The sequence below is a fragment of the Staphylococcus coagulans genome, assembly GCF_022557135.1.
GTDB lineage: Bacteria > Bacillota > Bacilli > Staphylococcales > Staphylococcaceae > Staphylococcus > Staphylococcus coagulans.
Genome location: NZ_CP092966.1, coordinates 855,753 through 866,129 on the forward strand (window position 1 = coordinate 855,753; position 10,377 = coordinate 866,129).

Annotated in this window: 14 protein-coding genes; 13 read left to right on the forward strand and 1 reads right to left on the reverse strand. The window is 36.4% G+C overall.

Annotated elements, in window-relative coordinates:
- Nucleotides 1–18: 18 nt before the first annotated feature.
- The 12 genes from atpB to fabZ all read left to right on the forward strand — a co-directional run bounded on the left by atpB (nt 19) and on the right by fabZ (nt 9,022).
- Nucleotides 19–741: a F0F1 ATP synthase subunit A gene (atpB, locus tag KM149_RS03845; protein ID WP_016426450.1), complete on the forward strand. Its 723-nt coding sequence runs from the start codon at nt 19–21 to the stop codon at nt 739–741.
- A 53-nt stretch (nt 742–794) separates the two neighbouring features.
- Nucleotides 795–1,007, forward strand: a complete 213-nt coding sequence (atpE, locus tag KM149_RS03850) for a F0F1 ATP synthase subunit C (RefSeq protein ID WP_014613343.1) — start codon at nt 795–797, stop codon at nt 1,005–1,007.
- Between the two features lie 153 nt (nt 1,008–1,160).
- Nucleotides 1,161–1,682 (forward strand): F0F1 ATP synthase subunit B, encoded by a 522-nt coding sequence (locus KM149_RS03855; protein WP_103356679.1) that lies wholly within the window; start codon nt 1,161–1,163, stop codon nt 1,680–1,682.
- Nucleotides 1,682–2,221 carry a F0F1 ATP synthase subunit delta gene (locus KM149_RS03860; RefSeq protein WP_050330390.1) on the forward strand — a complete coding sequence of 180 codons (540 nt, stop codon included), beginning with the start codon at nt 1,682–1,684 and terminating at the stop codon, nt 2,219–2,221. The genes KM149_RS03855 and KM149_RS03860 overlap by 1 nt, the downstream gene beginning before the upstream one ends.
- Nucleotides 2,222–2,247: 26 nt before the next feature.
- Nucleotides 2,248–3,759, forward strand: a complete 1,512-nt coding sequence (gene atpA / locus KM149_RS03865) for a F0F1 ATP synthase subunit alpha (RefSeq protein ID WP_016426453.1) — start codon at nt 2,248–2,250, stop codon at nt 3,757–3,759.
- Nucleotides 3,760–3,791: 32 nt separating this feature from the next.
- Nucleotides 3,792–4,658 carry an ATP synthase F1 subunit gamma gene (gene atpG / locus KM149_RS03870; protein WP_050330391.1) on the forward strand — a complete coding sequence of 289 codons (867 nt, stop codon included), beginning with the start codon at nt 3,792–3,794 and terminating at the stop codon, nt 4,656–4,658.
- A 23-nt stretch (nt 4,659–4,681) separates the two neighbouring features.
- Nucleotides 4,682–6,094 carry a F0F1 ATP synthase subunit beta gene (atpD, locus tag KM149_RS03875; protein ID WP_050330393.1) on the forward strand — a complete coding sequence of 471 codons (1,413 nt, stop codon included), beginning with the start codon at nt 4,682–4,684 and terminating at the stop codon, nt 6,092–6,094.
- A 22-nt stretch (nt 6,095–6,116) separates the two neighbouring features.
- A complete protein-coding gene (locus KM149_RS03880; protein ID WP_016426456.1) occupies nt 6,117–6,521 on the forward strand; it encodes a F0F1 ATP synthase subunit epsilon in 405 nt (134 codons plus the stop codon).
- A 246-nt stretch (nt 6,522–6,767) separates the two neighbouring features.
- Complete coding sequence (locus tag KM149_RS03885) at nt 6,768–6,998, forward strand: DUF1146 family protein (protein WP_060829592.1); 231 nt, start codon at nt 6,768–6,770, stop codon at nt 6,996–6,998.
- A gap of 125 nt (nt 6,999–7,123) precedes the next feature.
- Nucleotides 7,124–8,389 (forward strand): UDP-N-acetylglucosamine 1-carboxyvinyltransferase, encoded by a 1,266-nt coding sequence (gene murA / locus KM149_RS03890; RefSeq protein WP_060829593.1) that lies wholly within the window; start codon nt 7,124–7,126, stop codon nt 8,387–8,389.
- Nucleotides 8,361–8,579 (forward strand): hypothetical protein, encoded by a 219-nt coding sequence (locus tag KM149_RS03895; protein WP_241415532.1) that lies wholly within the window; start codon nt 8,361–8,363, stop codon nt 8,577–8,579. The genes murA and KM149_RS03895 overlap by 29 nt, the downstream gene beginning before the upstream one ends.
- On the forward strand, nt 8,579–9,022 hold the full coding sequence (fabZ, locus tag KM149_RS03900) for a 3-hydroxyacyl-ACP dehydratase FabZ (protein ID WP_214972209.1): 444 nt from the start codon (nt 8,579–8,581) through the stop codon (nt 9,020–9,022). The genes KM149_RS03895 and fabZ overlap by 1 nt, the downstream gene beginning before the upstream one ends.
- 222 nt (nt 9,023–9,244) lie before the next feature.
- Here the strand turns inward: fabZ and KM149_RS03905 are convergent, their stop codons facing one another.
- Nucleotides 9,245–9,679, reverse strand: coding sequence for a YwpF-like family protein (locus tag KM149_RS03905; RefSeq protein ID WP_050330398.1), 435 nt, complete (start codon nt 9,677–9,679; stop codon nt 9,245–9,247).
- Between the two features lie 180 nt (nt 9,680–9,859).
- Here KM149_RS03905 and KM149_RS03910 point away from each other — a divergent pair, with 180 nt between their 5' ends.
- The gene (locus KM149_RS03910; RefSeq protein ID WP_050330400.1) at nt 9,860–10,225 is read left to right on the forward strand and encodes a single-stranded DNA-binding protein; all 366 of its coding nucleotides are present in this window, start codon (nt 9,860–9,862) and stop codon (nt 10,223–10,225) included.
- Nucleotides 10,226–10,377: the final 152 nt, after the last annotated feature.

Below are 10,377 nucleotides of genomic sequence, written 5' to 3' on the forward strand. Positions count from 1 at the left end.
AAAGAGGTGAAATCAAGAATGGATCATAAACAACCCGTGGTGACATGGAATTTTCTCGGAGTGGACATTAATTTCAACTTATCTACAATTATGATGTTGATTATTACAGCAGTCATAGTGTTTATTATTGCAGTCTTATGTACACGCAATCTCCAGAAGAGACCTAAAGGTGCGCAAAACTTCATTGAATGGGTTTTTGATTTTGTTCGAGGAATTATCGAAAGTAATATGGCTTGGTCGAAAGGTGGACAATTTCACTTCTTAGCAGTCACTTTAATACTATTTATTTTTGTGGCGAACATGCTAGGGCTTCCATTGCAGTTTATAAATAACCATTATTTATGGTGGAAGTCACCTACAGCAGATCCGCATGTCACTTTAACACTCGCAACGATGATGGTTCTGTTAACGCATTACTATGGTGTTAAAATGCGTGGTACAAAAAATTATCTAAAAGGTTATGGTCAACCATACCTTGCATTGTTACCAATCAATGTTTTCGAAGAGTTTGCATCAACACTAACACTCGGTCTTCGTTTATACGGTAACATATATGCGGGTGAAATATTATTAGGTTTGCTTGCAAAAGCGACGACAGGAGTTGCTTTTGGCTTCTTAATAGGTATTCCTGGTTTAATTGTTTGGCAAGGTTTCTCAATCTTTGTAGGCTCAATCCAAGCCTATATCTTTTTAATGTTAGCAATGGTTTATATGTCACACAAAGTGCTTGACGACCATTAAAATAAAATCAATTTAAATTTAAATTTTAAAACACTTTTAGGAGGATTTATATAATGAATTTAATCGCAGCAGCAATCGCAATTGGTTTATCAGCATTAGGTGCAGGTATCGGTAACGGTTTAATCGTTTCTAGAACAGTCGAAGGTGTAGCACGTCAACCAGAAGCACGTACACAATTAATGTCAATCATGTTCATTGGTATTGGTTTAGTTGAGGCACTTCCTATCATCGGGGTTGTTATTACATTCATCGTTTTATTCATTTAATAACAGCGCAAATTAGACGCACGACATTTTCAAAACATGTGTGTTGCCCTACAATACATGCGTAACATGTGTCATAGGCGAGGTCTAGTATTGATTAGACTTTCGCCGTTCGTTTTTATTGTTTAATAGATGAAATGGTTGAAAGGAGTGTACATCATAGTGACTGCTAATTTATTTACCTTTGCAGCTGCAACTGGCGTAAATATTGGTGATATTATCGTTACAGTGGTAACGTTTATTATCTTGCTTGCGCTATTGAAAAAGTTTGCTTGGGGACCACTTAAAAAAGTCATGGACGATCGTGAGCGTTCGATTAATCAAGATATTGATGATGCAGAACGTGCAAAAATGAATGCTCAACGTTTAGAAGAAGAAAATAGACAAAAATTAAAAGAAACACAAGACGAAGTGCATAAAATTCTTGAAGATGCTAAAGTTCAAGCTCAACGTCAGCAAGAAGAGATTATTCACGAGGCTAACCAACGTGCTAACGGTATGATTGAAACAGCCCAAAGCGAAATTAAGAGTGAAAAAGAACGTGCATTGGCAGAAATTAACAATCAAGTTTCTGAACTTTCAGTACTGATTGCATCGAAAGTATTGCGTAAAGAAATCTCTGAACAAGATCAAAAAGCTTTAATAGAGAAGTATGTTAAAGAGGTAGGGGATAAGTAATGGCTGACGTTGCTCAAAAATATGCCCAAGCACTTTTTGATGTTGCGATCGATCAAAATGTGTTAACAGAAGTTTACGATGAATTTACGGAAATTAATACGGCGATCCAAAGTCAAATTGATTATTTAAAAGGTATCGATTACGAGCCTAAAATTACAATTGCAGATCGATATCATATCGTAGAGAACGTGTTTAAAGGTGTACATCCATACTTATTGAATACATTAAAAATCATTGGATCACACCGAAACTTACATTTGCTTATTGCAATATTTAAAGCATTTGAAGCGCAGTATTATAACTTCCATGGTTTAGCAGATGCATATGTGGAATCAGCAACATCTTTAACAGATGATGAATTGATGCAAGTTAAAAATGCATTGTTAAATCGTACAGGACTTAAAGATTTAATCATTCATGCTGATATCAATGAATCCCTCATTGGTGGCGTGCGCGTTAAAATTGGGACTAAGGTCTACGATGGCAGTGTACAAAATGATTTAAATCAACTTATTAAAAAGTTTAACAGAGCACATTAATTAGATTAAATGGAGGAGTGACATAGATGGCCATAAAAGCTGAAGAAATTAGTGCATTACTTCGCTCACAAATTGAAAACTATGAGTCAGAAATGTCTGTAACAGATGTAGGTACAGTTATTCAAATTGGTGACGGTATTGCATTAGTTCACGGATTAAACGACGTTATGGCTGGTGAATTATTAGAATTCCATAACGGCGTACTTGGACTGGCACAAAACTTAGAAGAAACAAACGTGGGTGTCGTAATTTTAGGTCCTTATGATGAAATTAAAGAAGGCGACGAAGTAAAACGTACTGGACGAATTATGGAGGTTCCAGTAGGTGAAGAATTAATCGGTCGTGTCGTAAACTCATTAGGACAACCTATCGACGGACAAGGTCCAATAAATTCGACAAAAACACGCCCTATCGAGAAAAAAGCAACAGGTGTTATGGCACGTAAATCTGTTGACGAACCATTACAAACAGGTATCAAAGCAATTGACGCGCTTGTTCCAATTGGTCGTGGTCAACGTGAATTGATTATTGGTGACCGTCAAACTGGTAAAACTACAGTTGCCATTGATACGATTTTGAACCAAAAAGATCAAGACATGATTTGTGTCTATGTTGCGATTGGTCAAAAAGAATCAACAGTACGTGCAGCCGTTGAAAAATTACGTCAAGCTGGAGCTTTAGATTACACAATTGTTGTTTCTGCTTCTGCAGCTCAACCAGCTCCAATGTTATACATCGCACCGTATGCAGGTGTATCTATGGCTGAAGAATTCATGTTTAACGGTAAACATGTTTTAATCGTATATGATGATTTAACAAAACAAGCAGCTGCATACCGTGAGTTATCATTATTATTACGTCGTCCACCAGGTCGTGAAGCTTATCCAGGTGATGTGTTCTACTTACACAGTCGTTTATTAGAACGTGCGGCGAAATTAAATGATGATTTAGGTGGCGGTTCAATCACTGCCTTACCATTCGTTGAAACACAAGCAGGTGACATTTCTGCTTATGTCCCAACAAACGTTATTTCGATCACAGATGGTCAAATTTTCTTACAATCAGACTTGTTCTTCTCAGGTATTCGACCAGCGATTAATGCAGGTCTTTCAGTATCACGTGTAGGGGGTTCTGCACAAATTAAAGCAATGAAAAAAGTTGCTGGTACATTACGTTTAGACTTGGCTTCTTATCGTGAATTAGAGTCATTCGCTCAGTTTGGATCTGACCTTGATGAAGCAACAGCCCGTAAATTAGAGCGTGGTAAGCGTACAGTTGAAGTACTTAAACAAGATCAAAACAAGCCATTACCAGTTGAACATCAAGTGTTAATCATTTACGCATTAACACGTGGCTATTTAGACGATATTCCAGTTGTTGATATTACACGCTTTGAAAGTGAAATAATTGAATGGACAAAATCAAATGCCAATGATATCTTCACTGAAATTCGTGAAACTGGCGGATTGCCTGCAGATGATAAATTTGAAGCAGCAATTACGGAATTCAAAAAAGGATTCAAAGTTTCAGAAGAATAATCGATCATTAAAATAGATAAGGTGGTGAGATAGTGGCTTCATTAAAAGAAATTGATTCTCGTATAAAATCAACGAAAAAGACGAAGCAAATTACAAACGCGATGAACATGGTTTCTAGTTCGAAATTGCGTAAAGCTGAAAAAAATGCAAAAACATTTCGACCTTATATGGAAAAAATGGAAGATGCGATTACAGCGATTGCGGGTGCGAATACGAATAACACCCATCCTATGCTTGTTGAACGTGAAGTGAAACGTGTTGGTTATATGGTTATTACAAGTGACCGAGGCCTTGCAGGTGCATACAGTGCCAACGTTTTAAAACATATGATTCGTGATATTGAAAAACGACATCAAAGTTCTGACGAATACAGTATTATTGTGCTAGGACAAATCGGTGCTTCATTTTTAAAAAATAGAGGATACGAGATTGAAAATACATTAACTGATATTCCAGATCAGCCTTCATTTAAAGCCATTCAAGCTATAGCTAAACGCGCTGTTGACTTATACGCAGAAGAACGTATTGATGAATTACATGTCTACTATAGCCATTACATGAGTGTAATTGAAAATAAACCAAGAAGTAAAAAATTATTACCATTATCTCCTGAGGATTCGAGCTTAGGGCATGGCGCGTTATCATCATATGAATTTGAGCCAGATAAAGAAGCGATATTAAAAGTCTTATTACCTCAATATATTGAGAGCTTAATATATGGCACGATTCTTGATGCTAAGGCGAGTGAACATGCATCACGTATGAATGCGATGAAGAATGCCTCTGATAATGCAGCAGAAATGATTGATGATTTATCATTACAATTTAACCGTGCGCGACAAGCAGCCATTACACAACAAATCACTGAAATTGTTGGTGGTTCAGCAGCGTTAGAATAATTTGATTTTAAGGAGGAAGAAACATGGGATTAGGCCGTGTAACTCAGGTCATGGGGCCAGTTATTGACGTGCGTTTTGAACATAATGAAATTCCAAATATTAACAACGCACTTATCATCGAAGTGGCAAGAGATGGTGAAACTGAGAGTTTAACTTTAGAGGTCGCTCTTCATTTAGGTGACGATGTTGTACGTACAATCGCAATGGACTCTACAGATGGTGTTCAACGTGGTTCAGAAGTAAAAGATACTGGCGCACCAATTAGCGTACCAGTAGGAGATGCAACACTTGGACGTGTCTTCAATGTTTTAGGTGAACATATTGACTTAGAAAGTGAAGTTGACGCTTCAGTACGTCGTGACCCGATTCACCGTTCAGCACCTCAATTTGATGAACTTTCTACAGAAGTAGAAATTTTAGAAACTGGAATTAAAGTTGTAGATTTACTAGCACCTTACATAAAAGGTGGTAAAATTGGATTATTTGGTGGTGCCGGTGTAGGTAAAACCGTATTAATTCAAGAATTAATTAACAATATCGCTCAAGAGCACGGTGGTATTTCAGTATTTGCCGGTGTTGGTGAACGTACACGTGAAGGTAATGACTTATACTATGAAATGAAAGATAGTGGTGTTATTGCTAAAACAGCGATGGTATTCGGACAAATGAACGAGCCACCTGGTGCACGTATGCGTGTTGCATTATCAGGTTTAACTATGGCTGAATATTTCCGTGATGAACAAGGACAAGACGTATTATTGTTTATCGACAATATTTTCCGTTTTACACAAGCAGGTTCAGAAGTATCAGCATTATTAGGCCGGATGCCTTCAGCAGTAGGTTATCAACCAACGTTAGCGACTGAGATGGGTCAATTACAAGAACGTATTACATCTACAAATAAAGGGTCTGTTACATCAATTCAAGCGGTATTCGTACCAGCCGATGACTATACTGACCCAGCGCCAGCTACAGCTTTCGCGCACTTAGATGCAACAACAAACTTGGAACGTAAACTTAGTGAAATGGGTATCTACCCAGCTGTGGACCCATTAGCTTCAACGTCACGTGCGCTTGAACCGACTGTAGTTGGACAAGAACACTATGATGTTGCACGACAAGTTCAATCTACTTTACAAAAATACCGTGAATTACAAGACATCATTGCTATTTTAGGTATGGATGAATTGTCAGATGAAGATAAGAAAACTGTTGAACGTGCGCGTCGTATCCAATTCTTCTTATCACAAAACTTCCATGTTGCTGAACAATTTACAGGTCAAAAAGGATCTTACGTCCCTGTTAAACAAACTGTACAAGACTTCAAAGCAATTTTAGATGGTAAGTATGACCATATTCCTGAAGATGCATTCCGCTTAGTGGGTGGCATTGATGACGTGATTGCGAAAGCAAAAGATATGGGTGTAGAAGTTTAATACAAATTAGGAGGCTTGGATAATGAATACATTAACCTTAGATATCGTCACTCCTAATGGTTCTGTTTATAAAGAAGAGAACGTAGAAATCGTTGTCTTACAAACAACAGCAGGCGAGATGGGTGTGATGTACGGTCACATTCCGACGGTTACACCATTAAGAATCGGTCATATCAAAGTGACTAAAGATGGTAAAGCAGATTATATCGCTGTAACAGAAGGGTTTGCTGAGATTAGACATGAAAAAGTAAATATTTTAGCACAAGCTGCTGAATCAGCAGAAGATATTGACTTAGAGCGTGCAAAATCAGCAAAGCAACGTGCAACTTTTTATCTTGAAGGAGATCAATCAGATACGGATTTAAAACGTGCAGAACGTGCATTGCAACGTGCTGATAACCGTATCGAAGTTGCTAAATACAAGTAGTTGGCTTTTACGAGCTAACAATAAAAAGCTCGATGTGTATCTATCCACACATCGAGCTTTTTATAATGGTATCAATGCTGCAATCTAGCAATCATAAGTCTCTAAAACTATTATTGTCCATTATATTTCATTTCAATGCTATTATAGAAAAAGTGTGTTTGTATAAGGCGCTAATAGTATGAATTGTACTATAAATCATGTAGAATTAATGAAGAGAATGAAATTGTGAAGGAGCAAAGTAACAATATGGATTATATGGGTCAATTTGCTATCGCACATATTTTAACGCACGTGCTGTGTATTTGTATTGCTTATTGGGGCTTAAATGCAATTAGGCTAGATCAGTTTTTTAAAAAAGGATATCCTATGCAAGTTCAAGTCATTATGATTTTTGCAGCAATTTTATTAGGCACAAGCGTAAGTAATTTTATTATTGATTTACTACATTTTTCTACGCAAATCAGATATTTATTTTAAAAATTCAAATCATGATGTTTAAAATAAAATAAATAAGTTAAATAGCTAATAACAGGTGTATTTGCTCAAGTAGTGACCAATTAAAAAATAGAACAGAGTTGTAAACTAGTGGAGGATTAATGAAGATGGATAGAATTATTGTTAAAGGCGGTCAAACGCTTAAAGGTGAAGTAACGGTAGAGGGGGCTAAAAATGCAGTCCTACCGATTATTACAGCTTCATTATTAGCAAGCAAAGGGAAAAGTGAATTACTTAACGTACCTGCTTTAAGTGATGTCGAAACAATTAACAACGTACTTAGTGTTTTAAATGCTAAAGTGAAATATCACGAAAAAAAGCAATCAGTAACAGTTGATGCTTCTAAAGATTTAAATGAAGAAGCCCCTTATGAATATGTTAGTAAAATGAGAGCTAGCATCCTTGTTATGGGACCTTTATTAGCAAGATTAGGACGTGCAAAAGTAGCATTACCTGGAGGGTGTGCAATCGGTTCGCGTCCGATAGAGCAACACTTAAAAGGACTTGAAGCATTAGGTGCCAAAATATATCAAGAAGCAGGTTATATTTATGCTGAAGCGCCTCAAGGTTTAGTTGGAAATGAGATCCATTTTGATTTTCCAAGTGTAGGCGCAACACAAAATGTAATTATGGCAGCAACCTTGGCAAAAGGACGTACAGTCATTGAAAATGTTGCAAGAGAACCTGAAATTGTCGACCTCGCAAATTACATTAATGAAATGGGCGGGGATGTTAAAGGTGCAGGCACAGATACTATTATTATTAACGGTGTTGAATCATTAAAAGGGGTCCAACATTCAATTATCCCTGATCGTATTGAAGCGGGAACACTGATGATTGCTGCTGCTATTACGAGAGGCGATGTATTGGTTAAAGGTGCAATTAAAGAGCACATGACAAGTTTAGTCTATAAATTGGAAGAAATGGGTGTAAACCTCGAATATCAAGAGGATGGTATTCGTGTAACTGCACCAGAACAATTACAGCCAGTTGATGTTAAAACACTCCCTCACCCAGGTTTCCCGACAGACATGCAATCACAAATGATGGCACTGCTTTTAACAGCTGAAGGCCATAAAGTCATTACTGAAACGGTGTTTGAAAACCGTTTTATGCATGTGGGTGAATTTAAGCGTATGAATGCTAAAATATCAGTTGAAGGCCGTAGTGCAAAAATAGAAGGCAAAAGTGAGTTGCAAGGTGCGCAGGTCAAAGCAACCGATTTACGTGCAGCCGCAGCTTTAATTTTAGCTGGCCTTGTGGCAGATGGAGAAACAACAGTAACTGAGCTGAAACACCTTGATCGTGGTTATGTGAATTTTCATGGAAAGCTTAAATCATTAGGTGCACAAATTGAAAGAGTTAATGATTAAGCGAAATAACTGGTTACAAGTCCTGAAGCATTCACTCAGTGCTAAATTGATTCTTTTTGTAATTGTTGCTGTGATTTTATTTTTTGTGGGAATCATGACAGGCTTTATCATTAACCATGACAACGTCATTAAAATGTTTGATTTGAGTTTTTGGCATCATATATTTGAAACAATTGGAGGAGAAGATTAATGGAAACCATCTTTGATTATAATGAAATAAAAAATATTATACCGCACCGTCAACCCTTTTTGTTGATAGATAAAGTTGTTGAATATGAGCCGGGTGAACGTTGTGTGGGAATTAAACAAGTTTCAGGTAATGAACCATTTTTCCAAGGCCATTTTCCAGAATATGCAGTTATGCCAGGTGTCTTGATTACAGAAGCTTTAGCACAAACAGGTGCTGTCGCTATGCTTAATAGTGAGGAGAATAAAGGGAAGTTAGCCCTATTTGCTGGTATAGATAAATGTCGTTTTAAAAAGCAAGTGGTCCCTGGAGATACGCTACGATTAGAAGTAGAAATCACAAAAATTAAAGGGCCGATAGGAAAAGGAACTGCTAAAGCAACAGTTGATGGCCAAATTGCATGTAGTTGTGAATTGACATTCGCATTGCAAGATCCTAATGCTTAATTAAAAATTAAATATAATGACATGAGGAATGTCCAATATAAAAAAAGTAGATGTCTGGGTGATGAACAGCTTGAATCAAGTGTAACCTAGACATCTACTTTTATTTGAAGAAATGACGATATTCTTCTTGTTCAAATAAATTTGAGATGTTTTATTCATTTTATTATTTCTGCTATGTTTAATTTTTACGAAAAGTCATTGTCGAAAATGATAAATCTTGCACTATTGCCGTTCGTCTTTTAAACGTGGTTTTGATTGCATCATACGGTTAAATGTTGTGATTAATTCATCACCTTCAAGACCTTCATTCACTAATTGCTCAAGTAAACTTTCCGCGTAAACTTGTCGCAATGTATAGATGTGACATTCAAATACGACAGAGATATACTCTTTTAAAGGTGTAATATGTTTGATAGTTGCATCAAATAACGCAGGATCATTGGATGGGCGTGTAATGACGACACGAATGTCTAATAACTTTTCTTCTGCCATATATTGTTCCATTTGTTCCTGATGCACATCGGAAATGACAATTTCCAATAACCAACCAGTTCCACTATTTTCTTTATTAATAATAACGCCATCTATCAGTTCATATTCTGTCACAGTACTGTTTTCAGAAACGATTTGGAAGCGGACAGCCTTAAATGTTTTCATTCAACCAACCCCTTAAAAGATTAAAGAACTTTTCGAAAAAATGGATTCATCGCTTATTATAACTCAAAAAGTAAAAAAATTCTTTACCTGCTTGAACTTTTAAATGGGATTGCACGGTTGTTTTTAATTTATTGAACATTGTTTTATTATAATAAACCGACTATATTACGGATATAGGAGGTGAGCTCAATTAACCAATTTCAAGCAATCGGTTGTATAAATCGTCCGCCCCAGCATTATGAAAAAGAAGACAGTCACTTTATAACTTTTTCAGTCAAAGTTACACGTAATTATTTAAGTCGCAACCAACGACCTATGTATGACTTTTTAAACTGCAAAGCTTATGGAGAAGTGGCAATTCAAATTAAAGAAGTTTTTAAAGAAGACATCATCGTAGCAATCAGCGGACAAATTCAAACAAGACGTTTTTTTCATAATGATGAAAAACGTTATGCTACGGAACTCCTCGTTACACAATTTTATCCCTTAATTCCCACTCAAATGAAATCAACATGTGAAAACCTAACAAGCCCAACACAAATTTAAATATCTATGATTTATCACCCACTATGCTTTCAAAATCAACCTTCTCAAATTATATTTCCCCTTACAAAATATAATCGAATTTACCTCACACAATCATTTAACTGATCTTATTCATTTACCTTCAAAGACATTCCCAAATATTATTTTTGAAT

Coding starts and splice junctions, on each gene's coding strand:
- atpB (WP_016426450.1), top strand. CDS start 19: ATGGATCATAAACAACCCGTGGTGACATGGAATTTTCTCGGAGTGGAC.
- atpE (WP_014613343.1), top strand. CDS start 795: ATGAATTTAATCGCAGCAGCAATCGCAATTGGTTTATCAGCATTAGGT.
- KM149_RS03860 (WP_050330390.1), top strand. CDS start 1,682: ATGGCTGACGTTGCTCAAAAATATGCCCAAGCACTTTTTGATGTTGCG.
- atpA (WP_016426453.1), top strand. CDS start 2,248: ATGGCCATAAAAGCTGAAGAAATTAGTGCATTACTTCGCTCACAAATT.
- atpD (WP_050330393.1), top strand. CDS start 4,682: ATGGGATTAGGCCGTGTAACTCAGGTCATGGGGCCAGTTATTGACGTG.
- KM149_RS03880 (WP_016426456.1), top strand. CDS start 6,117: ATGAATACATTAACCTTAGATATCGTCACTCCTAATGGTTCTGTTTAT.
- KM149_RS03885 (WP_060829592.1), top strand. CDS start 6,768: ATGGATTATATGGGTCAATTTGCTATCGCACATATTTTAACGCACGTG.
- murA (WP_060829593.1), top strand. CDS start 7,124: ATGGATAGAATTATTGTTAAAGGCGGTCAAACGCTTAAAGGTGAAGTA.
- fabZ (WP_214972209.1), top strand. CDS start 8,579: ATGGAAACCATCTTTGATTATAATGAAATAAAAAATATTATACCGCAC.
- KM149_RS03905 (WP_050330398.1), bottom strand. CDS start 9,679: ATGAAAACATTTAAGGCTGTCCGCTTCCAAATCGTTTCTGAAAACAGT.